Below are 24901 nucleotides of genomic sequence, written 5' to 3'. Positions count from 1 at the left end.
GCCCTAGGAGTAGGCGCTGATGTCCTTCACCACGGCGAACCCGAGACCGTACGCACTCATCCCCCGCCCGTAAGCCCCCAGATGCACCCCCGCCTCGGTGGTACCGGCCAGCACCCACCCGAATTCCGACTCCCGGTAATGGAACGAGGCCGGTACCCCGTCCACCGGAAGGGACAGCGTGGACCACTCGGGCCCCTCGAGGTCGTCGGCCAGGGCCCACGCGGTCTCCGTCTGCTGCTCCAGCCAGTCGTCCCGCAGGCTGTGGTCCATCTGCCCGGGCCAGGTGAACGACAGCAGTCCCACCCCCGCCAGCCACGCCGCCGAGGACACCGATGTCGCCTCCAGCAGGCCCGTACCGTCCGCACTCCTGCGGGACGGATTCGCGGCCACGGTCACCACGGCCGCGAACTTCCCCCGCGGTTCGTCCGCGGACCCGGCGACATACTCATTGCGTACGGAGGGCTCGTCACCGTGCCCGATCGAACCGTGCTCGACTGCACCGTCGGCCGCCGTGCCGACCTGCATCAGCCAGCGCGCCCCCGTGAACGCCTCGTCGAGGCCGTACCACGGGAAAGGCGCCCGCAGGTAACCGTCGACCGTACGCCGGACGGAGGCAAACGGTTGTCCACCCTCCGCGGCCGGCGTCTGCGCGCCCACCCGACTCGTCGTCTCCATCTGCCCGGACGCCTCCTCGCTCTCGTCGGACCGGGGCGGCCCGCCCCCCTTCGGGCGTACTCGTCCGGTCCGCACAACAACTCGGCAGCATATCCACACCGCTGAGAGCGGCAGGGAAAGCGCCCGGCGCGTGGGTCGCGCCGACGGCCCTTTCGCGCCGTGTGCGGTGGGCGCGCGCTATGAAACGCGTCACGTAGGCGGCTCGGCCCACATGACGGGACCCGCTAGGTGGCGTCCGCGTCGAAAGGCGGACGGTCGTCCTTGCCGGGCTCCTCGGGCTGCTTGGTCATGTCGATGCGCCCGCCCGCCGAAGGCGCCGAGGACGAGGGGGACGCGGAGGAGGCCGAGGTCTCGCTCTCGCGGCCGTTGACGGCGTCCGTGACCTCGGCCATCTCCTTCTTCAGGTCGAAGCCGTTGCGGATCTCCTTCAGCCCCAGATCGTCGTTGTCCAGCTGCTTGCGGATGAACGTCTTGGGGTTGAGGTCCTCGAACTCGAAGTCCTTGAACTCCGGGCCCAGCTCGCTACGGATGTCGTGCTTGGCGCTCTCGGAGAACTCGCGGATCTTCCGGATCGTGCGCGTCACGTCCTGGATGACCTTCGGGAGTTTGTCCGGACCGAAGACGAGCACGGCGAGCACAATGATCGTCACCAGCTCGAGTGGTCCTATGTCATTGAACACCTGACGCTCCCATTGCGATGCTCTCGGTCGCTCAACGGTACCCGGCGTACGAGGCAGACCGGTACCGTCCCGAGGTGAGACTTCTGTCAGTTCTGCTCCGAAGCGCCCAGCACGAGTGAGACCTCCCGCTCGTCACCGTGCTCGACCTTCAGGCGCAGCCGGTCGCCGGGCCGGTGGGCGCGGATCTTGACGATCAGTTCCTCACCGGAGTGGACACGCTGCCCGTCGACCTCGGTGATCACGTCGCCCGCCCTGAGGCCGGCCCGGTCTCCGGGGCCGCCCTTGATGACGGAGGGGCCGCCGTCACCGGCCTTGGTGTCGATGCGGGCGCCGTCGCCGGTGTAGCCCATGTCGAGGGTGACGCCGATGACGGGGTGGGTCGCATGACCCGTGTTGATCAGTTCCTCAGCGACCCGCTTGGCCTGGTTGATGGGGATGGCGAAGCCGAGTCCGATCGAGCCGGCCTGGCTGTCCTCGGAGTCGGAGCCCTCGTCGGCGGAGCGGATGGCGGAGTTGATGCCGATGACCTCGGCCCGGGAGTCGAGGAGGGGGCCGCCGGAGTTGCCCGGGTTGATCGGGGCGTCGGTCTGCAGGGCGTCGACGTAGGACACATCGCTTCCGTCGCCCTTCTCGCCGCCTGCCGTGATGGGCCGTTCCTTGGCGCTGATGATGCCCGAGGTGACGGTGTTGGCCAGGTCGAAGGGGGCGCCGATGGCGACGACGGGGTCGCCGACCCGGACTCCGTCGGAGTTGCCGAGGGGCATGGGGGTGAGCCTGCGGACACCTCTGACCTGGACGACGGCGAGATCGTATCCGCTGTCGTGGCCGACGATCCTGGCCTTGGCGGTGTCGCCGCTGCTGAAGGTCACGGATATGTCGCCGCCGGACGCGGCCGGCTGGACGACGTGGTTGTTGGTGAGGATGTGCCCACGGGTGTCGAGGACGAAGCCGGTGCCGGTACCCGCCTCGTCGGACCCGCGTACATGCAGCGTCACGACGCTGGGCAGCGCCCGGGCGGCTATCCCGGCCACGCTGTTCGGCGCGCGGTCGGCGGGCACCTTTCCGGCCTGCGGCAGATGTACGTCCCCCACGCCCTCACGCTCGACATAGGCGCCCACGAGCCCGCCGATGCCGCTGGAGACGACGGCGACGAGCAGGGTCCAGACGAGGAGCATCCGCCGTCCCCGCTTACGGCGCTGCTGCTCGGTGAGCACCGCGGCACCGGTCTGCTGCAGCGGTCCGGGCGCGAGGGGCGGCTGTCCGGCCGAGGGAGCGGCCCAGGGGTCATAGCCCTGCCAGGGGTCGCCAGCCGGTGCGGGCGACGGAACGGAACCGGCATCCGGTCCCGGCCCGGCCACGCCCGCGGCCCCGGGTGTCGAGACGCCCGGCTCGGCCGGTCCTGCCGGGGGCGGGGTCACGGGGACGGGCGCGGGGGCCGGGGCGGCGGCCGGTACGGCCTGAGGCGGGGCGGAATGCACCGGCGCGGGCGGAGTCGGCTGCGCCGGTGCGTGCGCGGTCACCGGTGGCGTCGGGGCCGTCCCCTGCGCCGGGGCCGCCGCCGGATGCTGGACCGGAGGCGCGGGCGCCCAGGGACCCGGTTCGCCGTAGGGCGGGGTGCTGTAGGGATCGGGGTCGTGCAGAGGCTTGGGCCGCGCGGCAGCCGACGCGCCCGGAACACCAGCCCCACACGTCTCACCGAGCGAGTCCGGCCCGGACTCGGCCACCACAGGCCCGGCTACAACCTGCTCGGCCGTACCCGGCACGGCAGCCTCGCTCGCGTCCACGCCGCTCGCGTGCACACCGTTCTCCGCGCTTCCCGATGCGACCGGCGCGGGCTTCGCCAGCTCGAAGTCGCCGTCGGCGAGCGGCTCGGCCCTTTCGGCGGGCCTGAGCGGCGCCTTCCCTGCCGACGCCGACTCCTGCTGCTCCCCCGGCGGGACGTGCGTCGGGTTCCCCTCGTTCATGCTCTCCCCACGGCTGGCCGCGGCCGCGCGCGTCGGCGGTGGCCACGGAACATCGAACTCCGTGCCCGGGTCACCGCCGCGGGCACGGCCTCACAGGATTCAACCAGGTTCCGGAAACGTGGCGCAGAGGCCGGTCAGGGCGTCTTGTGGGAGGAGACGGGAGGGGAGGCCGAGGGAGCGGAGGCTGTGTCGGGGACGGGGTCGGGCAGCGGGCCGGAGCCGGTCGCCCCGGGGGTCGCGGTCCAGGAGGTCAGGGAGAACGGCGAGATCTCGCTCAGCGGACGTATCAGAGGCGAGACCGCGGCCGCACCGGCCATCACCGGAGTGGTCACGTCGTGCACGGCGTCGTGGACCTGCCCGTTGCCCGGGTCCGGCACTCCGGGCAGCAGGGGCGCGGACATGGAGGTCGGCGCCACCGGGGTCTGGCCGAGCAGGCTGCTGCCCTGGGCGAGCAGCGGTCCCAGCGGGCGGCGACGCTGGGTGTCGGACGTGGCCGCCCCCGCGCCGGTACCCGACGAGCGCGCCGGGACCACATTGCCGGAGCCGGAGCCGCCGCGGGCGTCCGCGGCCATGTCGCCGGGGATGGCGGTGGTCACGCCGCCGAGGGCGACGGCGGCCAATGACACCGCACCGGCGGCGGCGAACGCGAACCGCAGTCCGCGCGAGGCGGAGCGGTCGGCGTCGGACCGGCCGACGGGATGGATCCGGAAGCCGCGTTCCTCGGCACCGGAGGCGGGAGCGGCACCGGCGTGCGGGCCGACGGGGACATAGCCGAACTCGAAGCGCTCGCCGCGCCTCAGTCCGAAGACCCCGGCGTCCGGGCCTCGTCCGAAGAGTCCTCCCCCGGCGGAGGGCGTGCCGTCGCCGTCGGCGTCACCGCCCCCGGGCAGGCCCTGGAGACGGGCCAGGAAGCTCTCCGACGGCGGCGGCGGGGCGGCCTCCGCGAAAACGTTCTTCAGCCGACGCTGGGCGTCCGCCTCCGCCTTGCACCGGGCACACGTGGCCAGGTGGGCGAGGACACGCTCGCGCGACTCATGACCCAGCTCTCCGTCCACCAGGGCGGAGAGCCGGTCTCCCAGGTGCTGCTCCGCGAGTTGCGCCTGAGCAGGTTTCGGTCGTGATCCACTCACGCGGTCGCGCCCCCTCCCCCCAGAGCGGGGACACGGGGGATGAAGGAACGCCGCTCGGCCTTCCGCGCCTCGGGTGAACGGTGGGCCAGGGCCTTGCGCAGCTGGGAGCGGCCGCGGTGGATACGGGAGCGGACCGTGCCGAGCTTCACGCCGAGGGTCGCGGCGATCTCCTCGTAGGACAGTCCTTCGATGTCGCACAGGACGACCGCGGCGCGGAACTCGGGCGCGAGGGTGTCGAGGGCCTGCTGGACGTCCGCGTCGAAGTGGGCGTCGTTGAAGACCTGCTGCGGGGTGGGCTCGCGGCTGGGCAGGCGCTCGGCCGCGTCCTCGCCGAGGGCGTCGAAGCGGATGCGCTGCTTGCGCCGGACCATGTCCAGGAAGAGGTTGGTGGTGATGCGGTGCAGCCAGCCCTCGAAGGTGCCCGGCGAGTACGTCGACAGGGAGCGGAAGACGCGGACGAAGACCTCCTGGGTGAGGTCCTCGGCGTCGTGCTGGTTGCCCGTGAGGCGGTAGGCGAGCCGGTAGACACGGCCGCTGTGCGTGCTGACGATCTCCTCCCACGTGGGCGGAGTCCATGCCTGCCCGTCCGCGTCGGTGGAGAAGGTCGCGGTCTGGGTGTCGCCGGCGGCAAAACCGGTGGCGTGGCTGTCAGCGGTGTCGTTCACGGATTTCGGCTTCCCTGCCGATCCGAGAAAGCGCCGTAGCACTCCTCCCCGATCCACAGGCGCGGCCGCACCTCCCCTGTCGGCTCTGGTGGTGTCCAGTGGAGCCCCTACCATAGCCACCTCGCCCGTTAGCTCCGGATAAGCGGTTTTACGAGAATTTGATACGTGCTGATGCGGCTGCGTCAGCATGTGCTCGGCGTCCTGATCCACCTCTTACCCCCCGTCGCGTCCCGGGCCACCGGCTCATCCCTTTAAACGCCCAGTCCCATCTGCGGGTTCCCGGCACCAACGGATACAGTCACGCCCAGGCATCCATAGGGGGACAGGAGAGGGTCATTACCGGCAACCGGCAGACGAGCTGGGCGTTCGCCGACGCCTTTGTCGCCGAGGACGAAGCACTGCGCTGGGCACGTGACCGGGCCCGGGAGGCAGGGCTGCGCTCGGTGTCGCCCGGCGCGGGCGCCGCGCTGCGACTGCTCGCCGCCTCCGTGGACGCGAAGGCGGTCGCGGAGATCGGCACCGGCTGCGGAGTGTCCGGAATCCATCTGCTGCACGGGATGCGCCCGGACGGGGTGCTCACCACGGTCGATCCGGAGCCGGAGCACCAGCAGTTCGCCCGGCAGGCGTTCCGGGCCTGCGGGTTCGCCAGCAACCGGGCCCGGTTCATCCCGGGCCGCGCCCTGGAGGTGCTGCCGCGGCTCGCGGACGCCGGCTACGACCTCGTCTTCTGCGACGGGGACCGGCAGGAGTACTCGGATTACCTCGCTGAATCGTTGCGCCTGCTGCGCCCGGGGGGCCTGGTGGTCTTCGAGGGGGTCTTCGCGAACGGCCGTACGGTCGACTCGGGGCCGCAGCCGACCGAGGTGCTGCGGCTGCGGGAGCTGCTGCGCACGGTGCGCGAGAGCCAGGAGCTGGTGACGTCGCTGCTGCCGGTGGGCGACGGATTGTTGTGCGCCGTCAAACGGTGACCCCTCGAAGCCGTCGAAGCCGTCGAAGTCGCCGGACGGCCGTCCTCGGAAGGCGGGGCCCGGGAACGCGACCGCCCCGGCACCGCATGACGATGCCGGGGCAGCCGGAATGACAGGATCGCGGGCGCGTCAGACGACGACCTTCTTGAGGGCGTCGCCGAGTGCCTCGGCCTCGTCAGGGGTCAGCTCGACGACGAGCCGACCGCCGCCTTCGAGCGGAACGCGCATGACGATGCCCCGCCCCTCCTTGGTCACCTCGAGCGGGCCATCGCCCGTCCGCGGCTTCATGGCCGCCATGCTCGTTCCCCTTCCTGAAACCAGCTCATCGTCTGCCGACGGCCCCCTGGCAGGGCACCCACGGTCCGCAACGGACACGCGACACCGGCATCGAACACATTGCTTCCAAGCCATTATCCCGCATCACAGGACCCGATGACCAACATCAGTCGGCATCGCTTGGGCAACGCGCGCGAGCAAAACCACTCAATTCGGCGATGTGACTGCGATACTGCGCCACCCCCGGAACACCGTCCGGCCGACTCCGCTCCGGATTTCTTTGACGCAGGTCACATGTCCGGTCCGGCCCTTGGCCGGCGATCTCCGCCATGCTGTCCTCGGACAGCGACGTACTGAGCGGTACGTCACCTACCGTGAACCGGAGAGGATGCGCCATGGCCGACACCGTGCTCTACGAGGTGAGCGACGGACTCGCGACGATCACGCTGAACCGCCCCGAGGCGATGAACGCGCTGAACATCGCGACCAAGGCCGCTCTCCGGGAGGCGGCGGAATCCGCGGCCGGGGACACCGCCGTACGGGCGATCCTGCTGACCGCCGCCGGGGACCGGGCGTTCTGCGTGGGCCAGGACCTCAAGGAGCACATCGGGCTGCTCGCCACCGACCGCGAGACCGGGTCCAGGCAGACGATGACCACGGTCAAGGAGCACTACAACCCGATCGTGAAGGCGCTGGCCGGGGCACCGAAGCCGGTGGTCGCCGGGGTGAACGGAGTGGCGGCCGGGGCAGGCTTCGGCTTCGCGCTCGCCGCGGACTACCGGGTGGTCGCCGACACGGCGGCCTTCAACACCTCCTTCGCGGGCGTCGCCCTGACCGCGGACTCCGGCATCTCCTGGACGCTGCCCCGGGTCATCGGACCGGGCCGCGCCGCCGATCTGCTGCTCTTCCCGCGCAGCATCAGCGCCCAGGACGCGCTGGAGCTGGGCATCGCCAACCGGCTGGTGCCCGCCGCCGAGCTGCGCGCCGAGGCCGAGAAGGTGGCGCGGGCGCTGGCCGAGGGCCCGACGGTGGCGTACGCGGCGATCAAGGAGGCAGTGGCCTATGGGCTGACGCACTCCCTCGCCGAGACGCTGGAGAAGGAGGACGAGCTGCAGACGCGGGCGGGGCAGTCCGAGGACCACACCATCGCGGTGCAGGCGTTCGTGAACAAGGAGAAGCCGAAGTATTCGGGGCGCTGAGCCGGGGGGCGTGAGCCTCGGGGAGACTGCGGGATCGTTGTGGCTGGTCGCGCAGTTCCCCGCGCCCCTACAGGGCGCTTCTGGCCACGCAGGTCTCCAAGTGGTCGTTGACCAGGCCGCACGCCTGCATCAACGCGTACGCCGTCGTCGGGCCGACGAATCTGAGACCGCGCTTCTTCAGGGTCTTGGAGAGGGCGGTGGACTCCGGGGTCACGGCCGGGACGTCGGCGAGGGTCTTCGGGGCCGGGCGGGTTGCCGGGTCCGGGGCATGGGACCAGATCAGCTCGTCCAGCTCGCCGTCGGCCCAGTCGGCGAGCACGCGCGCGTTGGCGAGTGTCGCGTCGACCTTGGCGCGGTTGCGGATGATGCCCGGGTCGGCCAGCAGTCGCTCGCGGTCCTCGTCCGTGAACGCGGCGACCTTCTCGATCCGGAAGTCGGCGAAGGCCGCGCGGAAGCCGGTGCGGCGGCGCAGGATCGTGATCCAGGACAGGCCCGACTGGAAGGCCTCCAGGCTGATCCGCTCGAAGAGGGCGTCGTCGCCGTGGACCGGACGGCCCCACTCCTCGTCGTGGTACGAGACGTAGTCCTCGGTGGACAGGGCCCACGGGCAGCGCAGGGCGCCGTCGGGACCGGCGAGGGCCGCTCCGTCGCTCATCGCTGCTCCTCATGGCCGTGCTTGTCCAGCCGGGCGTGCGCCGCGGCGGCGCGGGCGCCGGCCAGTGCGGACTCCAGGTCGGCGATACGGGCGTCCCGCTCGGCCAGTTCCGCGCCGAGACGGCCGAGCGCGTCGTCCACGTCGGCCATGCGATAGCCGCGCGGGGCGAGCGGGAAGCGCAGGCTCTCCACGTCCGCCCTGTGGACCGGGCGGTCCGGGGGCAGCGGGTCCTGCAGCCGCTCCGGGTCCACCTCGGGCAGCGGGCCGCTCTCGCCGCCGCCCACCACGGCGAGTGTCACCGCGGCCACCACGACGGCGAGGGCGACGACCAGGAACAAGAACATAACCATCGCTAGAGGTCCCCACGCTCGATGTGCCGGAAGCTGAATCTCTCGGAGTCCGATCGTGCCATGCGAGTCTGACAGTTAGGGTCGCAGGCGGCCGTACCGAGAAACGTACTAGGAGAGGTCACAGCGGATGCTCAGGCTGGGCAGGCGGGAATTCGGGCCGCACGAGCCGGTGATCATGGCGATCGTGAACCGGACCCCGGACTCCTTCTACGACCAGGGGGCCACGTTCCGCGACGAGCCCGCGCTCGCACGCGTGGAGCAGGCGGTGACCGAGGGGGCCGCGATCATCGACATCGGCGGGGTGAAGGCCGGGCCGGGCGAGGAGGTCACGGCCGAGGAGGAGGCGCGGCGGACGGTCGGTTTCGTCGCGGAGGTACGGCGGCGCTTCCCCGACGTGATCATCAGCGTGGACACCTGGCGGGCCGAGGTCGGCGAGGCGGTGTGCGAGGCCGGGGCGGATCTGCTGAACGACGCGTGGGGTGGGGTGGACCCGGGGCTGGCGGAGGTCGCGGCGCGGTACGGGGTGGGGCTGGTGTGCACGCACGCGGGGGGTGTGCAGCCGCGTACCCGGCCGCACCGGGTGACGTACGACGACGTCGTCGACGACATCCTGAAGGTCACCCTGGGGCTGGCGGAGCGGGCGGTGTCGCTGGGGGTGCCGCGGGAGTCGGTGCTGATCGATCCCGGGCACGACTTCGGGAAGAACACGCGGCACAGTCTTGAGGCGACGCGGCGGCTGGACGAGATGGTGGCCACGGGATGGCCGGTGCTGGTGTCTTTGTCCAACAAGGACTTCGTGGGGGAGACGTTGGACCGGCCGGTGAAGGAGCGGTTGGTGGGGACGTTGGCGACCACGGCGGTGTCGGCGTGGCTCGGGGCGCAGGTGTACCGGGTGCATGAGGTTGCCGAGACTCGGCAGGTGCTGGAGATGGTGGCGTCGATCGCCGGGCACCGTCCGCCCGCTGTGGCTCGCCGGGGCCTGGCCTGACCCCCCCGGCCGGCCCCGCCCCCCAACCCACCAAACCCGCCCCTGACTTCTCAGCTCGCCGAGGCGGTGGGTGGGTGGGAAAGCGGGGGCAGGAGGCTTGCGCTAGCGGGCCGCCTCCTTGGAGACCAGGGCCACCGCTTCGTCCACCTCGTCCGTGACGTGGAACAGGAGCAGATCCTTCTCGGACGCCTTGCCCTGGGCCACCAGCGTGTTCTGCAGCCAGGACACCAGCCCGCCCCAGTACTCGCTGCCGAACAGCACGATCGGGAAGCGCGTGACCTTCTGGGTCTGCACCAGGGTGAGGGCCTCGAAGAGTTCGTCGAGGGTGCCGAGGCCGCCGGGAAGCACGACGAAGCCCTGTGCGTACTTCACGAACATCATCTTCCGGACGAAGAAGTAGCGGAAGTTGAGGCCGATGTCGACGTAAGGATTCAGCCCCTGCTCGAAGGGCAGCTCGATGCCGAGGCCGACCGAGATGCCGCCCGCCTCGCACGCGCCCTTGTTGGCCGCCTCCATGGCGCCCGGCCCGCCGCCCGTGATCACGGCCCAGCCGGCCTCCACCAGCGCCCGGCCGAGCCGCACCCCGGCGTCGTACTCCGGCGAGTCCACCGTCGTCCGCGCGGAGCCGAACACGCTGATGGCGGGAGGGAGTTCGGCGAGCGTGCCGAAGCCTTCGATGAATTCCGACTGGATGCGCAGGACACGCCAGGGGTCCGTGTGAACCCAGTCCGAGGGTCCTCCGGCGTCCAGCAGCCGCTGGTCGGTCGTACTCGCCGTGACCTGGCCACGCCGTCGGAGGACCGGTCCGAGCCGCTGCTCGTCCGGCGGCTGCTTCTTCCCCTCGGGGTTTCCGGTAGCCATGTGCGCTCCCTCCGCTTGCCGGTAGTTCGACCTCAGACTAGATCTACGCGGGTTACGTAGGGGGGACGTACGCATGTCCGCCATGAAGCGCCGTACGGGATCCTTACGCCGTGAGCCAGTTCCGCAGGCGCTCCTCGCCCGCGAGGATCTTCGCAACCTCCACCCGTTCATCCCTTTTGTGCGCCAAGTGCGGATTGCCCGGTCCATAGTTGACCGCGGGCACGCCGAGCGCGGAGAAGCGGGAGACGTCCGTCCAGCCGTACTTCGGCAGCGGCGTGCCGCCCACCGCCTCGATGAAGGCCGCCGCGGCCGGGTGGGAGAGGCCGGGCAGCGCGCCGGGGCTGTGGTCGTCGACCACGAACTCCGTCACGCCGCAGTCCGCGAACACCTCGCGGACGTGGGCGATCGCCTCCTCCTCGGTGCGGTCGGGGGCGTAGCGGAAGTTGACCGTCACCACGCACTCGTCCGGGATGACGTTGCCCGCCACTCCCCCCGAGATGCCCACCGCGTTCAGGCCCTCGCGGTACTCCAGTCCGTCGATCACCGGCCGGCGGGGCTCGTAGGCGGCCAGCCGGGCCAGGACGGGGGCCGCCGCGTGGATCGCGTTGGAGCCCATCCAGCCGCGGGCCGAGTGGGCCCGCTCGCCGGCGGTCTTCAGCAGCACCCGCAGGGTGCCCTGGCAGCCGCCCTCGACCTGCCCGTCGGAGGGCTCCAGCAGGACCGCGAAGTCGCCCCGCAGCCACTCGGGGTGGGCCTCGGAGACGTGCTTGAGGCCGTTGAGTTCGGCGGCGACCTCCTCGTTGTCGTAGAACACGAAGGTGAGGTCGCGGTTGGGGGCCGGGACCGTCGCCGCGATGCGCAGCTGGACCGCCACGCCGGACTTCATGTCGCAGGTGCCGCAGCCCCACAGCACGCCGTCCTCGTCCAGCCGCGAGGGGACGTTGTCGGCGATCGGCACCGTGTCGATGTGGCCGGCCAGGATCACCCGCTCCGCACGGCCGAGGTCGGTCCGGGCGATCACGTTGTTGCCGAACCGGTCCACCGTGAGATGCGGCAGGGCGCGCAGGGCGGTCTCGATCGCGTCCGCGAGGGGCTTCTCTGTGCCGCTCTCGGAGCGGAAGTCGACCAGCTGCGCGGTGAGCTCGGCGGCGTCGAGTGTGAGGTCAAGCGAGGTGTCGGCCATGGCCTCGACCCTAGCGCGCGGCTCGCGCGGACCTGGGCCGCACAGCTCCAAGGACCGGGCGCGAGGCCCGTGAAGGGCTCCAGTACCTTGTACGAGTGCCAGAGCCGTCCCCCACTCGCCCCAAGCGCCGCGGCCGCCTCCTGCGTTTCAGTGCGGCGCTGCTGGTCCTGTCCGCCGTCGTCGCCTACCTGGTGGTGCAGTACGTCGCAGGGGGCGGGGGTGCGCGCGGCTGCAAGGTGGTCTCCGGCACGGGCGACGGAACGTCGTACGAGTTCACGCCCGAGCAGGCGGCGAACGCGGCGTCCATCGCCGCCGTCGGCAGCGGGCGGGGCATGCCCGAGCGGGCGGTGGCCATCGCGCTGGCGACCGCCATCCAGGAGTCGGGGCTGCGCAACATCGAGCACGGCGACCGGGATTCGCTGGGCCTGTTCCAGCAGCGGCCCTCGCAGGGCTGGGGCAGCGAGCAGGAGATCATGGACCCGGACTACGCGGCGGGCATGTTCTACGCGCACCTGGCCAGGGTGCCGAACTACACCGATCTGCCGTTGACCCAGGCCGCGCAGCAGGTGCAGCGCAGCGGCTATCCGGAGGCGTACGCCAAGCACGAGCCGGACGCCACTCTGCTCGCGGCGGCCCTGACCGGGCACGCGGCGGCCACGCTGACCTGTGACGGCCGCCCGGAGCACACGGCTACGGCGACCGGTCCCGACGCGGTACGGGCCGCGCTGGTACGGGATTTCGGGCGGGACGCCCTGCAGGAGACCGGCGCGGAGGTGGGCGGTACGGCGGTCCCGTCGCCGTCCCCGTCGCCGAGTGTGACGGCGACCGCGCGCGGGCGGACGGTGACCGTACCGGTGCCCCAGGGCGCGAGGACGGACGCGACCGGGCGCGACGAGCGGGAGCGGGGCTGGCAGCTGGCGCACTGGGCCGTGGCCAACTCCTCGGCGCTGCACATCGACCGGGTGGCGTACGCGGGCCGGGAGTGGACCGGCGGGAACGGCGGCGGGAAGTGGCGCACTACCGGCGCGGAAGTGGCTGGTGGTGCGGAGAGATCCGTGGGCACGGTCCGGATCGTGACCGGACAGTAGTACGGCCTCTCACCCGACCGGGTTGCGCGGCCTCGGGGCGGGCGTGTTTTCCAGGGAGTTTCGACGTGATTGCGAAACCCCTGGAAAATCAAGGGCCGTAAGGATTCTTCTGGGCGTCAAGCGGGAGCCTTTTGCCCGTTTTTATCCACAACCGATAATGCGATGCGTTATCCATTCTTTACCTTCGACGTCCGCAACCTTCGTCGGCTTCGAGCGGTAGTCACGGCGTCCGAGTCGGACACACCAACGTTCTCTACCCGTCGAATGGAGCATCATGTCCCTCCCCCTGACCCGCCGGATCGCTCGTGCCGCGCTGCTTGTCGCAGCGGGAGCGGCTGCCGGGGTCGGTGCGGCCGGCTCTGCCGGCGCGGCCACGAACCTGCCGGCAACCCCGGACCTGGGTGGCGTGAGCGCCCTGGACACGAACAGCGTCGGCAACACCGTCGAAAACGCCACGCAGCAGGCCACCGACCTCGCGGGCAACGCGGGCACCCAGGCCGTCAAGAAGGCGGCCCCGGTCGCGACCAAGACCGGTACCGGCACCGTGAAGAAGACGACGCCCGCCGTCCAGAAGGCCGCCGGAGAGGCCGCCGGAACCGCGGGCAGTGTCATCGGGAACGCCGCGGCCGACACGGCGAAGGGCGGCCTGTCGACGGGCTCCCTCGCGCCGGGCGGCCTGTCGACCAGCAGCCTGCCGCTGGGTCACTGAGGTCCGGCGCCGTTGACCTGACGGCGAGGGGGTCCGGGGAGAAGTTCCCTGGACCCCCTCGCTTTGTCGTCCTGTCGTCGGCGCCTACGCCGTGAGGCGGGCCACCGCCGCCCGGACGCGTTCGTCCGTCGCCGTGAACGCCACGCGTACGAACTTCCCGCCCGCCTCGCCGTAGAAGTCGCCGGGGGCGACCAGGATGCCCAGCTCGGCCAGGTGGGCGACCGTGGCCCAGCAGGACTCGTCGCGGGTGGCCCACAGGTAGAGGCTCGCCTCGCTGTGCTCGATGCGGAAGCCGTGGCCGAGGAGGGCGTCGCGCAGGAGCGTACGACGGGCCGCGTAGCGCTCGCGCTGCACACGGACGTGCTCGTCGTCGCCCAGGGCCGCCACCGCCGCCGCCTGCGTCGGCGCCGAGGTCATCATGCCGCCGTGCTTGCGGATCTCCAGCAGGGGGCCGAGGACGGCCGGGTCGCCCGCCAGGAAGGCGGCGCGGTAGCCGGCCAGGTTCGAGCGCTTGGAGAGGGAGTGGACGGCCACGATGCCGTCGTAGGAGCCACCGTTGACGTCCGGGTGCAGGACAGAGACCGGGTCGGCCTCCCAGCCCAGCTCCAGGTAGCACTCGTCGGAGAACAGCAGCACGCCGTGTTCGCGGGCCCAGGCGACGATCTCCGTCAGCTCCTGCTTGCCCAGTACCCTGCCGGTGGGGTTGGACGGCGAGTTCAGCCAGAGGAGCTTCAGGTTCGCCGGGTCCAGGTCGCGCGGGTCGTCGTAGACCTCGTACTCGGCGCGGGCCAGGCGGGCGCCGACCTCGTACGTCGGGTAGGCCAGGCGCGGGAAGGCCACCCTGTCGCCCGGGCCGAGGCCCAGCTGGGTCGGCAGCCAGGCCACCAGCTCCTTGGAGCCGACGATCGGCAGAACGTGGCGGTGGGTGACCTCGCGGGCGCCCAGGCGGCGCTCCAGCCAGCCGGTGATCGCCTCACGCAGTGCGGGGGTGCCCCAGACCGTCGGGTAGCCCGGGGAGTCGGCCGCGTCGATCAGGGCCTTCTGGATCAGCTCGGGGACCGGGTCGACCGGGGTGCCGACGGAGAGGTCGACGATGCCGTCCGGGTGCGCGGCGGCCGTCTTCTTGTACGGCTCCAGCTTGTCCCAGGGGAAGGTCGGAAGACGGTCGGAGACTGCGGACACGGAGTGGCTCACTTTCGTCGGAACGGCGAACGCCTCGGTCCCGTACGGCGGCGATCAAGACGATCGGGCCGTCCGGGACCGAGGCGATGGGGGTCCCCCCGCTCGGGCGAGGCCGAGAGTGGGGGAGGATGCGCGCCGCTAGGCCGCGGATACGGTCACTCGCCCTGCGGCGGCAGCGCGGCGACGAAGGGGTGGTCGCGCTCGATCAGCCCCAGCTTGCTGGCTCCACCGGGGGAGCCCAGCTCGTCGAAGAACTCGACGTTCGCCTTGTAGTAGTCCTTCCACTCCTCCGGAGTGTCGTCCTCGTAGAAGATCGCCTCGACCGGGCAGACCGGCTCACAGGCACCACAGTCGACGCATTCGTCCGGGTGGATGTACAAGGACCGCTGGCCCTCGTAGATGCAGTCGACCGGGCACTCTTCGATGCACGCCTTGTCCTTCACGTCGACACAAGGCTGCGCGATGACGTAGGTCACGCTGTCGTTCCTCCTCGATAGGGCGCTGGCGGGCCTCCTCAGGCTCCGCCGCCTGGCGCGCGGGAGCGCGGCGTCGTCGATGCCCGCCCCTAGTATCTCCGTTCCAGGGCATGATCCGTACAGGAGGGGTGAACTGACCAGTGGAAATATCGGCGCATGGACGCCTCGAGGTCCGTATCACCGCTGCTGACGTGGGCAAACGGGTCTCCGTACGGCGGTTGAACGTACCTGGGGTGACAGAAGAGAAGTTCACCGACACGGTGGGTGTTCTCACATCATGGGACGACGGCGTGCTCATGATCACACAGCGGGACGGGCGGAGTGTCCGGATCCCGGAGTCCGCGCTGGTCGCGGGCAAGGTCGTACCGGCCGCTCCGGCGCGCCGCCGGGGCCCCGCCGCGAGCTACCCGGAGCTGGCGCGCGTCGCCGCGCGCGCGTGGCGTCCGGTGGAGAGCGAGCGGCTCGGGGAGTGGGAGCTGAGGGCCGCGGTCCAGGAGGTGCCGCGCGAAGCGCGCCCGTGGGGGGTGGCGGCCGGGCGGCGGGTGGGCTTCACGCGGCGGGCGAACAGTGTGCTGCCGCTCGGTGATCCGGGGCTTCCGCTCGACGCGGCCCTGGATGCCGTACGACGCTGGTACCACGAGCGTGGCCTGCCCGCCTATGTGCAGGCCGCCACCGGTGCCGAGGGCACGCAGGAGCTGCTGTGCGCGGAGCTGGAGCGGCGCGGCTGGGTGCGGGAGGTGACCGCCGAGCTGTGGATCGGGGCCCTGGCGCCGGTCGCGGACCGGGCCGAAGGCGCGGGGGTGACGCTGTCCTGTGAACCGGACGAGGCGTGGCTCGCCCGGTATCGGCACAAAGGGGTGAGCGAGGTGGCTCTGCGGGTGCTCGGGCGGGGGTCCACCCGTCCGGGCGAAGCCGGAAGCGGGGAAGGCCCGTCGGTGTGGTTCGCGACCGTGCCGGGCGCCGCCGCCGGTGAGCCCGTGGCGGCGATCGGCCGGTGTGTCGTGGACGGGCGATGGGCCGGGTTCGCCGCCGTCGAGGTCGATCCGGGCCGGCACCGGCAGGGGCTGGCCACCGAGGTGATGGCCGCGCTGGCCCGGCGTGCCCTGGACGAGGGCGCCTCGGCGGCCTGGCTGCAGGTGGAGGAGGACAACGAGGCCGCCCGGGCCCTGTACGCCGGGCTCGGCTTCGCCCCGCACCACGCCTACCACCACTACCGGGAGCCGGACGCCTCCCGCGGCCCCGGACGGTCGTAGGAACCGTCGTGGAAGGGCATGAGCCAGGCATGCGGCACCCTCGTCTCCCTCCCCCGTATCCGCCCCCGCCCGAGCGGTCGGCCGAGGTGCGGCGGCGGTTCGCCGAGGAGGCGCGGTCCGAGCGGCCGGATCTGTCGGCGCTGTGCCTGCTGATCGGCGCGGAGGCGGACGGCTCGCTGGACGAGGCCGGGATCGACGCGGCCCAGATGGAGCTGGACGAGCTGGCCGGGCAGCTGCCGTACCGTCCGGGCGGCCCGCAGGCGTGGGCCCGGGCGCTGAGCCGGCTGCTGGGTGAGCGCTACGGGTTCTCGGGGTCGGCCGGGGACTACGACAGGCTGGAGTCCTCGCTGCTGCACGAGGTGCTGCGGCGGCGGCGCGGCCTGCCGATCCTGCTGTCGGTGGTGTGGCTGGAGGTCGCCCGGCGGGCGGGGGCACCGGTGTACGGGGTCGCGCTGCCGGGGCACTTCGTGGTCGGGTTCGGGGCCGCCGAGGAGCAGGTGCTGGCCGATCCGTTCGACGGGGGCCGGGTGCTCACCGGGACCGATGCCGAGCTGCTCGTGGTGGGGGCGACCGGGGCGCCGTTGCAGCCCTCGATGCTGGTGCCCGCGGCGCCGCTGGACGTCGTGCAGCGGATCCTGAACAACATCCGGGCCTGGGCCGCGACCCGGCCCGAGCGCTCGGACGTGGGGCTGTGGGCCGTGGAGCTGGCGCTGCTGCTGCCCGCGCATCCGGCTCGGCTGCGCTATGAGCGCGGTCAGCTGCTGGTGCAGCGGGGCGAGTTCGTGCAGGGGGCCGAGGAGCTGGACGCGTACGCCCATCTGATCGAGGTCGTCGACGAACCGGCCGCCCGTCGGATACGGCAGCAGGCCCACTCGGCGCGCGCGATGCTCAACTGAACCGCCGGCCGAACCGGACGGCGGACCCGCTCACAGCCACCCCTTCTCCCGCGCGATCCGCACCGCCTCCGCCCGGTTGCGCACCGCCAGCTTCTGGATGGCCGTGGAGAGGTAGTTGCGGACCGTGCCCTGGGAGAGATGGAGGGCCTTGGCCAGCTCGGCGTTGGTGGAGCCGTCGGCCGCCGCGCGCAGCACCTCGCGTTCGCGCTCGGTGAGGGGATTGGCACCCTCGGCCAGGGCGGCCGCGGCCAGGGTGGGATCGATGACCCGCTCCCCCGCCAGCACCTTGCGGACCGCGTCGGCCAGTTGCGCGGCCGGCGCGTCCTTGACGAGGAAGGCGTCGGCGCCGGCCTCCATGGCGCTGCGCAGATAGCCGGGGCGGCCGAACGTGGTGAGGACGACGAGCTTGACCGCGGGGAACTCCCGGCGCACCCGGGCCGCCGCCTCGATGCCGGTGCAGCCGGGCATCTCGATGTCGAGCAGCGCCACGTCGACGCCGTGCGCGCCGACGGCCGCCTGCACCTCGTCCCCGCGGGCGACCTGGGCGACGACCTCGATGTCGTCCTCGAGGCCGAGGAGCGCGGCCAGCGCCTCCCGGACCATGGACTGGTCCTCGGCCAGAAGAACCTTGATCGTGCTCGTCATGCCCCGGATCCTACGTCCACCGAAGTGGCCGTGGGTACGCGGGCGACCAGCCGGAATCCATGCTTGATCCGGCCCGCGTCCAGAGTGCCGCCGGCCTTCTCCAGCCGTTCCGTGAGGCCGGTCAGACCGTTGCCGGGTCCGCTGCCGCTGCCGCCGGATCCGTTGTCCTCGACGGAGAGTTCGAGCACCGGACCGTCCAGGGTCTGGCGGTGCGTGAGCTGGACGAGGCACTTGTCGGCGCCGCTGTGCCGGACCACGTTGGTGACCGCCTCGCGCAGCGCCCAGGCGAGCGCCGCCTCGGACTCCTCGGGCACGCCGGTGAGGTCGGGCTCGGCCGGGACCTCGGCGACGACTCCGGCGGCGGTCAGGGCGACCTGGGTGCCGGCGAGTTCGGCGGCGAGCCGGGGGCGCCGGTAGCCGGTGACGGCCTCCCGGACGTCGACCAGGGCCTGGCGGCTGACCTGTTCGATGTCGGCGACCTGCTGGGCCGCCTTGTCGGGGTGCTCGGGCAGCATCCGGCCGGCCAGCTCGCTCTTCAGCGTGATCAGGGAGAGGGAGTGGCCGAGCAGGTCGTGCAGGTCACGGGCGAGGCGGAGGCGCTCCTCGTTGGCGGCGAGATGGGCCACGGTGGCTCGGGCCTTGCGCAACTCGTTCGTCGTACGCACGAGTTGACCGACGCCGACCATCGCGAACCCGATGAGCGGGACGAGGAGCAGGGAGTCGTCCCAGCTCGTCTCGCCGTCGTGCACCGCGACCAGGTACAACGCCACGGCCGTCGACAGGATCGCCCAGGCCGCGGTCCGCAGCGGCAGGGTGGCTCCGCAGGCGACCGAGAGGTAGACGAAGAGCCCGAGCCAGGAGCTGCCCAGGCTGTAGGCCAGGGCGGGGGCGAGGACGGCGAGGACCGACACCATCGACATGACGGTCCGCGGCGCGAAAGGGCGGCCCATGTTCCGGAAGACCAGCGTCAGGTAGGTGCCGACGAAGGCGGTCAGGCCGAGCGCGCCGGCCACGGTGGCGCCCGTGGTGTGGGTGCCCGAGGTCAGATCCTTGATCGGAGAGCTGAGGAAGATCAGCCAGACGCCGATCCACAGCATCTTGACCAGCAGCTCGCGCCGGTTGCCGGGGCCCTGGCCGATCCGTACCTGCGTCTCCGGTCGCTGCTCACGGGCCTGCGGGTCTTCCGTCATCGTGCTCACGCCTTCAGCGTGTCCTTCCGGTACAGCCAGGCCGCGCCGCCCGAGAAGAGGACGAAGTAGACGGCGAGGACGGCGACGTCCGTCGCGCTGGGGGCCTGGCTCTGTTCGATCGCCCGTCCCACAGCAGCGTACGCGTGGGTGGGCAGCCACTTCGCGATGTCCTGCAGGATCTGCGGGAAGTTCGTGGACGGCATCCACAGACCGCCGAGGACCGACAGGCCGAAGTAGACGATCATCGTGATGGGGCGGACCGCGTCCCCGGAGGCGACGTAGCCGATGGCGACGCCGAGGGCGGCGAAGACGAGGCTGCCCGCCCAGATGACACCGGCGAGGGCGAGCCACTGCCAGGCGTCCAGGCGTACGTGCTTCACGGCGGCGGCGACCCCGAACACCATGATGATCGACGGCAGGCTGACCACGGCCGCGCCGGCCGTCTTGGCGAGGACGTAGCCGCGCCCGGGCAGCGAGGTGAGCCGCAGCTGCCGTACCCAGCCGCTCTCGCGCTCCTTGGCGATCCGCTCGCTGTTGCCCATCAGGACGGCGGTCAGGGCGCCGAAGGAGGCCATGGAGACCATCAGGTAGGTGGCGACGGTCAGTCCGGTGTCGCTGACCTTCTCGTTCGAGCCGGAGCTGCTGGAGAAGATCAGGTAGAGGATCGAGGGGTAGAGCACCGAGAAGAACAGGAACTTCTTGTTGCGCAGGGAGCGGGCGAGTTCGAGCTTGATCAGGGCGTTCATGACTGCTTGGCCTCCTCGGCCTCCGTGATGGCGACGAAGGCCTGCTCCAGGCCGAGGCCGGCGACTTCGAGGTTGCGGGGGTATACACCGAGGCCGTACACGGCGTGGACGGTGGCGTCGGCGTCGGAGGACTGGATGCGCACGGTCTGGCCGGAACCCGCGGCGGAGCCGCTGTTGGACACGGTGATCGAGGTGAGGAAGGGCAGCCCGCGCAGGGCCGTCTCGTCGATCTCCCCCTCCAGGTCGAAGGAGACCCTGCGGTCCCCCGCCTTGGCCTTGATCTCGGCGGCCGTGCCGTCGGCGAGGAGACGGCCGCGGTGCAGCACCAGGACCCGGTCGGCGATGGCGTCGGCCTCTTCGAGGTAGTGGGTCGCGAAGAGGACCGTACGGCCCTGGTCGGCCTGCTCGCGCATGGTGGCCCAGAAGGCCTGGCGGGCGGAGACGTCCATGCCGGTGGTCGGCTCGTCCAGGATGATCAGGTCGCTGTCGCCCGCGGTGGCGAGGGCGAAGCGGACGCGCTGGGCCTGGCCGCCGGAGAGCTTGTTGACCTTGCGGTCGGCGATCTGCGTGATGCCCGCGCGGGCCATGACGTCCGCGGCCTTGTACGGCTTCGGGTGCAGCGAGCAGGCCAGCTTCACCAGCTCGGCCACGGTGACCTCGTCCATCAGCCCGCCGCTCTGCAGCATGGCCCCGACCCGCCCGGCGACGATCGCCTCGCGCGGGGTGCCGCCGAACAGGCTCACCGTGCCGGTGTCGGCCTGCTTGAGGCCGAGCAGCAGGTCCAGGGTGGTGGACTTGCCGGCCCCGTTCGGGCCGAGGAGGGCGACGGTCTCCCCCGGGTACAGCCGGAGCGAGAGCCCGTCGACGGCCCGCACGCTCCCGTACGTCTTGGTCACCTGGTCGAACCCGACCACCGGTGTGGTGGTGGCCGGTGCCGCTGTCGTTGTCATGCCCACCATGCTCGCGGAGAGGACCCCTGACCGGGCAGTGTCGGGGGTCCTGAGTGCCGGATGACAGATGTCATGTCGTGCACCGCTCCGCACGTGTCGGCCCGGGGCTGCCGACCTCGGCGACTCGCCCCGATCAACTACCAGGGCATCAAGGGCTACGTAGCCCTGTACCGCATCACGCGTCCGTGACTGGGTGAAACTCTGAAGGCCCGCCCTCCTGGGGCGGGCCTTCACGCGTTCGCTGTTCGGGCGCCCCGGAGTCAGCTCGGGTTGGTGGAGATGACCGCGACCCGGTTGGTCTTGCTGATCAGAGCCTGGCGGAGGGCGGCGTAGACGTCCTCGGGGGTGACGGGTGTCTTCTCGCCGTTACCGCGGGTGATGAGTACGCCGTCGAAGGCCTTGCCATACAGCTGCTTCAGGGCGGCCAAGTCCGGCTTGTCGACCAGTTTGCCGTTGACGGCCGTCACCCGGAGGAACTTCCACAGCGACTTCTCCGGACTCATCTGGAGGGTGTGCCCGGCGTCGGCCTGCACCGTCACCCTGCCCGACATCGCCGGCTCGGCGAACTCCTTCATCTCCCGGTCGACCTCGGCGTTCGACACCGTCGGCTGCTGGGTGGCCGTAGGCACGGTGACCGGGTTCGCCGTGCCGGTCTCCACCATCGTGCGATAGGCCTGCTCGACCGTGCGGGTCGACTGGGCGGCGTCGACGGCCTTGCCCGCCTTGCCGTAGACGGCCACGGCCTTGCCGGCCTCGAACTTGATGGTGCCGTCGGTGACCGAGCCGGACCCGGAGCCGCCGCCGGTCTGCTGGAGCGCGGCCTGGAGCTTCTCCTCGTCCACCGGCATCACCGGCTCGACCACCCGGTTCTGCCCGAAGAGGGAGCCGATCACGGAGACGGGGTTGTAGTCGCTCGTCGCGGCCCGGCTCACCGTCGTCTGGAAGTCGAACTGCAGGCCGGCCTTGTCCGGGGTCAGCGAGACGGTCCGGCCGCCCACGGACAGCTTCAGCGGCTTGTTCACCCGGCTGGCGAAGGCGTCGTCGAGCTTCTTGACGGCGTCGTCGCGGGTGCCGCCGCCGATGTCCACGCCGAGCACGGTGGTGCCCTTGGGCACGTCGGTGTGGTTCATCAGCAGCCCGGCGCCGTAGGCACCGCCCACGACGACGAACACGCCGACGCCGAGCAGGACGAGCTTGCTGCGGCCCTTCTTCTTGGGCTTGGCCTGGGCCTTGGGCTGCGGGGCCGGATCGGGCAGCTTGGGCGCCGTGTGGGGCACCGGTCCCTCGGAGTTCGCACCGGTGCCGAACGGGGAGTTCCCGGCGGCCGGCACGATCGGGATGCCGCTGGTGACGGTATGTCCGGAGACGTTGTCCGGGGAGCGGTATCCGGGCACGACCGGTTCGGGGGCCGGCTTCTGCGGGGTGAGGATCGCGGTGTCGTCGCTCAGTCCGCCGCCCGGGGCGCCGGGAGCGCCCGGTCCCGCGAGGGCGCCAGGGGCGAGCGGGCCGCCCTGGCCGGTACGTCCGCCCGCACCGGGGCCGCCGTAGCCGCCGGGGCCGTCGAAGGCCTCGCCGACGAGGTCGCTGAGCGCGCTGACCGGCGGGACGAGCGGTCCGTCGCCGGTGACGGGGCCGCTGGTCGGGCCTGCGGGGCCCTGCGGGCCGCCGGGGCCGCCGTTGCCCTTCGGCCCGTTGAAGCCGCTGGGGCCGCCGGGGCCGCCCTGGCCGGTCGCGGCACCGGTACCGCCGCCGAAGCCGCTCTGGCCGCCGTTCTCCGCGAAGTAGGGCAGATCGTCGCGGCTCGGCTCGCCGCCGCCGGACGCACCGGGACGGGATCCGCCGCGGGGGCCCGCCGCCAGTGCCTCGGTGACGTCGAAGGAGCCGGTGCCGCCGCCGTGGCCGGGGGCCACGGGGCCGCCGGTGGCGCCGGGCAGGCCCGAGCCGTTCGTACCGCCGGGACGGGCGCCCGGCGCGCTCATGGAGCCGACCACGCCGCCGGGGCGGCCGCTGGAGGCACCGGAGCCGGCCGGACTGCTCGGCCGGGGGCTCGGCGTACTCGGGGCGGTCGCGGAACCGCCCGGCGTTCCGGCGCCGTTCGGGCCGCCGCCGCCCGGACCGCCCTTGGGGGCGCCGGACTTGCGGGGCGCGAACCAGTCGCTGGTCTTCTCCTCGGCCTGCGGCCCGGGCTCGGCGGGCGGCTCAGCCGCGCTCTTGGGCGGTGCGGCGGCGGGTGCCGGCCGCTGCTCGGCGGCCGTGTCGTCCCCGGCGCCCTCGCTCTCGGCGACGGGCGTGCGCACGACGACCGGCGGGATGGGCCGCGATCCGGGGATGTTGATCCGGATCCGCGTCGTCAGTGTGGTCTCGGTCTTGCGTTCCTCCGGCTGGGCGGCCGAACGGCCCGCGTCCGTACCGGCGTCGGAAGCCACGGGGGTCCCGTACGGGGGCGTCCCCGAGGGGTATGCGGCTCCGCCGCGCCCGTCGGGCCCGGAGGACGGAGTGTCAGTTTCACGACTCAAGGCAGGTTCTCCCGGTTGGCTCCGCCGCCCGTTACGACCTCAGCGGGCAGCTCGGCGGCGCGCACCACCATACTGTCCGCGTCTGGTGCGTATCCCATGACCGCTGCGGAAACCCACACCGGACTCGCACCTGCGCCGCACGGCGAAGTGGTACGTCACTTGCCAAGTCGGGCGGAGCCGCCACCGGGTTGCCGTCCCGGAGCAAGCGTGGCGCAGATCACAGCCACGGCCATACCGCCGAGCAGGAAGAGGTAGGAGCCGCCTCCCGCGCCGAAGAGGAAGTCGCCTTCCGGGCGGCTGGCGGTGAGCAGCATGACGGTGACGATCCAGCCGACGACCGGCGCCACCGCCCCGCCCCGGCCGCCGAGCGCGTACGATCCGCCGACGAACAGCCCGGCCGCGCCCGCGAGGGCGAGCAGCAGCCCGCCCGGGAACCAGGCGGCCTGCGTGAGGGCCCCGGCGAGCGCCACGAGCGCGCCGAGCACGAACAGCCCGAGGTAGGCGGCCGCCCGCCCGGGCGAGGGGGGCCGCAGCGGCTGGGCGAGCAGGGAGCCGCGTCCGTCCGTGCTCATGACGCCTCCTCGACGCCCGCGAACAGGTCGGTCTCCCCGGGCCGCGCCTCGCCGCGCACCAACTCGTAGTACTCGGTGGTGAACAGCGGCTGGGCCAGTTCGTTGGAGAGCGCGAAGTACGGCTCGGCCACCTCGATCTGGGTGGCGTGGGCACGCATCGCGGCGACCTTGGCGGCGGCGTACGCGGTGCCGTCCACGGCGGTGGTGATCCGCTCGTCGTCGACCACGCCCGGCACGTCGGCCACGGAGCCCGACTTTTCGAACGGCAGCGTGGGCAGCTCGTCCTCCAGGCGGGCGAAGGCCGCCTCGGCGACGGAGCGCGGCACCCGGTTCCAGTAGACCTTGGCGATCCGGTGACCCCGTTCGGCGGCCAGGTCGACGGCGCGCATGGCGACGCGGTGGGCCTGGATGTGGTCCGGGTGGCCGTACCCGCCGTTGTCGTCGTAGGTGACCAGGACCTGAGGGCGGATCTCCAGGATCACCTCGACGAGGGACCGGGCGGCGTCGTCCACGTCGGCCTGCCAGAAACAGGCCGGGTCGTCGTTGTCCTCGATGCCCATCATCCCGGAGTCGCCGTAGCGGCCCGCGCCGCCGAGCAGCCGGAAGTCCTTCACGCCCAGTTCGCGCACGGCCGCGGCCAGCTCGGCCCGCCGGTGCGCGCCGAGGGCGGCGCCCGCGAGATGCCGTGACTCGGGCGGGATGACCTCTCCGCGCTCGCCCAGGGTGCACGTGACCAGGGTCACATGGGCGCCCTCGGCCGCGTACCTGGCCATGGTCGCGCCGTTGTTGATCGACTCGTCGTCCGGGTGCGCGTGCACCAGCAGCAGACGCCGGGCTGGCAGTTCCGTCATGGGACCACCCTACGAGGTCCGCACCGGGTCGGCCCTCAGAACTTGATGTTGCTGATCATGCTGGCGACGCTGGTCGTCAGCTGGCTGATCGTGGGTGCGACGGTCGATGAGGCGAGGTAGAAGCCGAGCAGGACGCAGACGACCGCGTGGCCGCTCTTCAGTCCTGACTTCTTGATCAGCAGGGAGACGATGATCGCCAGCAGCACCACCGCCGAAATCGAGAGTGCCACGGC

Annotated in this window: 27 protein-coding genes; 7 read left to right on the top strand and 20 right to left on the bottom strand. The window is 71.9% G+C overall.

What is annotated here, in order from left to right:
* Positions 1–3: 3 nt before the first annotated feature.
* From AVL59_RS06475 to sigE, 5 genes are all read right to left on the bottom strand, one after another.
* Positions 4–675, bottom strand: a complete 672-nt coding sequence (locus tag AVL59_RS06475; protein ID WP_067300232.1) for a hypothetical protein — start codon at positions 673–675, stop codon at positions 4–6.
* Between the two features lie 224 nt (positions 676–899).
* Positions 900–1355, bottom strand: coding sequence for a sec-independent translocase (locus AVL59_RS06470; protein ID WP_067300230.1), 456 nt, complete (start codon positions 1353–1355; stop codon positions 900–902).
* 86 nt (positions 1356–1441) lie between these two features.
* Positions 1442–3319 (bottom strand): trypsin-like peptidase domain-containing protein, encoded by a 1878-nt coding sequence (locus AVL59_RS06465; protein ID WP_079146552.1) that lies wholly within the window; start codon positions 3317–3319, stop codon positions 1442–1444.
* 134 nt (positions 3320–3453) lie between these two features.
* Positions 3454–4449 carry an anti-sigma factor family protein gene (locus AVL59_RS06460; protein WP_079146551.1) on the bottom strand — a complete coding sequence of 332 codons (996 nt, stop codon included), beginning with the start codon at positions 4447–4449 and terminating at the stop codon, positions 3454–3456.
* Positions 4446–5156: an RNA polymerase sigma factor SigE gene (sigE, locus tag AVL59_RS06455; RefSeq protein ID WP_079146550.1), complete on the bottom strand. Its 711-nt coding sequence runs from the start codon at positions 5154–5156 to the stop codon at positions 4446–4448. The genes AVL59_RS06460 and sigE overlap by 4 nt, the downstream gene beginning before the upstream one ends.
* A gap of 272 nt (positions 5157–5428) precedes the next feature.
* Here sigE and AVL59_RS06450 point away from each other — a divergent pair, with 272 nt between their 5' ends.
* Positions 5429–6082: an O-methyltransferase gene (locus tag AVL59_RS06450; protein ID WP_079147359.1), complete on the top strand. Its 654-nt coding sequence runs from the start codon at positions 5429–5431 to the stop codon at positions 6080–6082.
* Positions 6083–6211: 129 nt separating this feature from the next.
* Here AVL59_RS06450 and AVL59_RS06445 read toward each other — a convergent pair whose 3' ends face one another.
* A complete protein-coding gene (locus AVL59_RS06445) occupies positions 6212–6379 on the bottom strand; it encodes a DUF3117 domain-containing protein (RefSeq protein WP_018544333.1) in 168 nt (55 codons plus the stop codon).
* Positions 6380–6753: 374 nt separating this feature from the next.
* On the opposite strand from AVL59_RS06445, the gene chcB reads away from it, so the two are divergent.
* Complete coding sequence (chcB, locus tag AVL59_RS06440) at positions 6754–7557, top strand: 2-cyclohexenylcarbonyl CoA isomerase (RefSeq protein ID WP_067300222.1); 804 nt, start codon at positions 6754–6756, stop codon at positions 7555–7557.
* A gap of 67 nt (positions 7558–7624) precedes the next feature.
* On the opposite strand, the gene AVL59_RS06435 is transcribed toward chcB, so the two are convergent.
* Both AVL59_RS06435 and AVL59_RS06430 read right to left on the bottom strand, forming a co-directional pair.
* Positions 7625–8212: a DNA-3-methyladenine glycosylase I gene (locus tag AVL59_RS06435; RefSeq protein ID WP_067300221.1), complete on the bottom strand. Its 588-nt coding sequence runs from the start codon at positions 8210–8212 to the stop codon at positions 7625–7627.
* A complete protein-coding gene (locus AVL59_RS06430) occupies positions 8209–8562 on the bottom strand; it encodes a DivIVA domain-containing protein (protein ID WP_067300220.1) in 354 nt (117 codons plus the stop codon). The genes AVL59_RS06435 and AVL59_RS06430 overlap by 4 nt, the downstream gene beginning before the upstream one ends.
* A 127-nt stretch (positions 8563–8689) precedes the next feature.
* On the opposite strand from AVL59_RS06430, the gene folP reads away from it, so the two are divergent.
* A complete protein-coding gene (folP, locus tag AVL59_RS06425; RefSeq protein WP_067300219.1) occupies positions 8690–9550 on the top strand; it encodes a dihydropteroate synthase in 861 nt (286 codons plus the stop codon).
* A 102-nt stretch (positions 9551–9652) separates the two neighbouring features.
* On the opposite strand, the gene AVL59_RS06420 is transcribed toward folP, so the two are convergent.
* On the bottom strand, positions 9653–10411 hold the full coding sequence (locus tag AVL59_RS06420) for an LOG family protein (protein WP_067300218.1): 759 nt from the start codon (positions 10409–10411) through the stop codon (positions 9653–9655).
* Positions 10412–10514: 103 nt separating this feature from the next.
* The gene (gene dapE, locus AVL59_RS06415) at positions 10515–11594 is read right to left on the bottom strand and encodes a succinyl-diaminopimelate desuccinylase (protein WP_067300217.1); all 1080 of its coding nucleotides are present in this window, start codon (positions 11592–11594) and stop codon (positions 10515–10517) included.
* Between the two features lie 95 nt (positions 11595–11689).
* Here dapE and AVL59_RS06410 point away from each other — a divergent pair, with 95 nt between their 5' ends.
* Together AVL59_RS06410 and AVL59_RS06405 are read left to right on the top strand one after the other, a co-directional pair.
* A complete protein-coding gene (locus AVL59_RS06410; RefSeq protein ID WP_208870320.1) occupies positions 11690–12682 on the top strand; it encodes a VldE C-terminal domain-containing protein in 993 nt (330 codons plus the stop codon).
* Between the two features lie 274 nt (positions 12683–12956).
* A complete protein-coding gene (locus AVL59_RS06405; protein WP_067300216.1) occupies positions 12957–13391 on the top strand; it encodes an ATP-binding protein in 435 nt (144 codons plus the stop codon).
* An 84-nt stretch (positions 13392–13475) separates the two neighbouring features.
* Here the strand turns inward: AVL59_RS06405 and AVL59_RS06400 are convergent, their stop codons facing one another.
* Complete coding sequence (locus tag AVL59_RS06400) at positions 13476–14573, bottom strand: bifunctional succinyldiaminopimelate transaminase/glutamate-prephenate aminotransferase (RefSeq protein ID WP_067300215.1); 1098 nt, start codon at positions 14571–14573, stop codon at positions 13476–13478.
* 155 nt (positions 14574–14728) lie between these two features.
* The gene (gene fdxA / locus AVL59_RS06395; RefSeq protein WP_030746389.1) at positions 14729–15049 is read right to left on the bottom strand and encodes a ferredoxin; all 321 of its coding nucleotides are present in this window, start codon (positions 15047–15049) and stop codon (positions 14729–14731) included.
* Between the two features lie 140 nt (positions 15050–15189).
* Between fdxA and AVL59_RS06390 the strand changes: the two genes are divergently transcribed.
* Both AVL59_RS06390 and AVL59_RS06385 read left to right on the top strand, forming a co-directional pair.
* The gene (locus AVL59_RS06390; protein ID WP_067300214.1) at positions 15190–16302 is read left to right on the top strand and encodes a GNAT family N-acetyltransferase; all 1113 of its coding nucleotides are present in this window, start codon (positions 15190–15192) and stop codon (positions 16300–16302) included.
* Between the two features lie 29 nt (positions 16303–16331).
* On the top strand, positions 16332–17198 hold the full coding sequence (locus AVL59_RS06385) for a SirB1 family protein (RefSeq protein WP_067300213.1): 867 nt from the start codon (positions 16332–16334) through the stop codon (positions 17196–17198).
* Between the two features lie 30 nt (positions 17199–17228).
* On the opposite strand, the gene AVL59_RS06380 is transcribed toward AVL59_RS06385, so the two are convergent.
* The 8 genes from AVL59_RS06380 to AVL59_RS06345 form a co-directional block, all read right to left on the bottom strand.
* Positions 17229–17843: a response regulator transcription factor gene (locus AVL59_RS06380; RefSeq protein ID WP_067300212.1), complete on the bottom strand. Its 615-nt coding sequence runs from the start codon at positions 17841–17843 to the stop codon at positions 17229–17231.
* The gene (locus AVL59_RS06375; RefSeq protein ID WP_067316957.1) at positions 17840–19033 is read right to left on the bottom strand and encodes a sensor histidine kinase; all 1194 of its coding nucleotides are present in this window, start codon (positions 19031–19033) and stop codon (positions 17840–17842) included. Before AVL59_RS06375 ends, AVL59_RS06380 begins: the two co-directional genes overlap by 4 nt.
* A 5-nt stretch (positions 19034–19038) precedes the next feature.
* Positions 19039–19779 (bottom strand): ABC transporter permease, encoded by a 741-nt coding sequence (locus AVL59_RS06370; RefSeq protein ID WP_067300211.1) that lies wholly within the window; start codon positions 19777–19779, stop codon positions 19039–19041.
* Positions 19776–20729 (bottom strand): ABC transporter ATP-binding protein, encoded by a 954-nt coding sequence (locus AVL59_RS06365; protein ID WP_208870319.1) that lies wholly within the window; start codon positions 20727–20729, stop codon positions 19776–19778. The genes AVL59_RS06370 and AVL59_RS06365 overlap by 4 nt, the downstream gene beginning before the upstream one ends.
* 260 nt (positions 20730–20989) lie before the next feature.
* A complete protein-coding gene (locus AVL59_RS06360) occupies positions 20990–23245 on the bottom strand; it encodes a hypothetical protein (protein WP_067300209.1) in 2256 nt (751 codons plus the stop codon).
* Between the two features lie 155 nt (positions 23246–23400).
* The gene (locus AVL59_RS06355) at positions 23401–23817 is read right to left on the bottom strand and encodes a DUF6113 family protein (protein ID WP_067300208.1); all 417 of its coding nucleotides are present in this window, start codon (positions 23815–23817) and stop codon (positions 23401–23403) included.
* The gene (mshB, locus tag AVL59_RS06350) at positions 23814–24668 is read right to left on the bottom strand and encodes an N-acetyl-1-D-myo-inositol-2-amino-2-deoxy-alpha-D-glucopyranoside deacetylase (RefSeq protein ID WP_067300207.1); all 855 of its coding nucleotides are present in this window, start codon (positions 24666–24668) and stop codon (positions 23814–23816) included. Before mshB ends, AVL59_RS06355 begins: the two co-directional genes overlap by 4 nt.
* A 35-nt stretch (positions 24669–24703) precedes the next feature.
* Positions 24704–24898 (bottom strand): hypothetical protein, encoded by a 195-nt coding sequence (locus AVL59_RS06345; RefSeq protein WP_067300206.1) that lies wholly within the window; start codon positions 24896–24898, stop codon positions 24704–24706.
* Between the last annotated feature and the right edge of the window lie 3 nt (positions 24899–24901).

The sequence above is a fragment of the Streptomyces griseochromogenes genome (assembly GCF_001542625.1).
Lineage (GTDB): Bacteria > Actinomycetota > Actinomycetes > Streptomycetales > Streptomycetaceae > Streptomyces > Streptomyces griseochromogenes.
Note: the sequence above shows the minus strand (reverse complement) of the source record. Positions and strands in the feature narration are given on the sequence as shown.

Bases quoted from the DNA above. Each gene is read 5' to 3' on its own strand.
- AVL59_RS06475 (WP_067300232.1), bottom strand. From the start codon at position 675: ATGGAGACGACGAGTCGGGTGGGCGCGCAGACGCCGGCCGCGGAGGGT.
- AVL59_RS06465 (WP_079146552.1), bottom strand. From the start codon at position 3,319: ATGAACGAGGGGAACCCGACGCACGTCCCGCCGGGGGAGCAGCAGGAG.
- AVL59_RS06445 (WP_018544333.1), bottom strand. From the start codon at position 6,379: ATGGCGGCCATGAAGCCGCGGACGGGCGATGGCCCGCTCGAGGTGACC.
- chcB (WP_067300222.1), top strand. From the start codon at position 6,754: ATGGCCGACACCGTGCTCTACGAGGTGAGCGACGGACTCGCGACGATC.
- AVL59_RS06435 (WP_067300221.1), bottom strand. From the start codon at position 8,212: ATGAGCGACGGAGCGGCCCTCGCCGGTCCCGACGGCGCCCTGCGCTGC.
- AVL59_RS06430 (WP_067300220.1), bottom strand. From the start codon at position 8,562: ATGGTTATGTTCTTGTTCCTGGTCGTCGCCCTCGCCGTCGTGGTGGCC.
- folP (WP_067300219.1), top strand. From the start codon at position 8,690: ATGCTCAGGCTGGGCAGGCGGGAATTCGGGCCGCACGAGCCGGTGATC.
- AVL59_RS06420 (WP_067300218.1), bottom strand. From the start codon at position 10,411: ATGGCTACCGGAAACCCCGAGGGGAAGAAGCAGCCGCCGGACGAGCAG.
- dapE (WP_067300217.1), bottom strand. From the start codon at position 11,594: ATGGCCGACACCTCGCTTGACCTCACACTCGACGCCGCCGAGCTCACC.
- AVL59_RS06405 (WP_067300216.1), top strand. From the start codon at position 12,957: ATGTCCCTCCCCCTGACCCGCCGGATCGCTCGTGCCGCGCTGCTTGTC.
- AVL59_RS06385 (WP_067300213.1), top strand. From the start codon at position 16,332: ATGCGGCACCCTCGTCTCCCTCCCCCGTATCCGCCCCCGCCCGAGCGG.
- AVL59_RS06380 (WP_067300212.1), bottom strand. From the start codon at position 17,843: ATGACGAGCACGATCAAGGTTCTTCTGGCCGAGGACCAGTCCATGGTC.
- AVL59_RS06375 (WP_067316957.1), bottom strand. From the start codon at position 19,033: ATGACGGAAGACCCGCAGGCCCGTGAGCAGCGACCGGAGACGCAGGTA.
- AVL59_RS06370 (WP_067300211.1), bottom strand. From the start codon at position 19,779: ATGAACGCCCTGATCAAGCTCGAACTCGCCCGCTCCCTGCGCAACAAG.
- AVL59_RS06365 (WP_208870319.1), bottom strand. From the start codon at position 20,729: ATGACAACGACAGCGGCACCGGCCACCACCACACCGGTGGTCGGGTTC.
- AVL59_RS06355 (WP_067300208.1), bottom strand. From the start codon at position 23,817: ATGAGCACGGACGGACGCGGCTCCCTGCTCGCCCAGCCGCTGCGGCCC.
- mshB (WP_067300207.1), bottom strand. From the start codon at position 24,668: ATGACGGAACTGCCAGCCCGGCGTCTGCTGCTGGTGCACGCGCACCCG.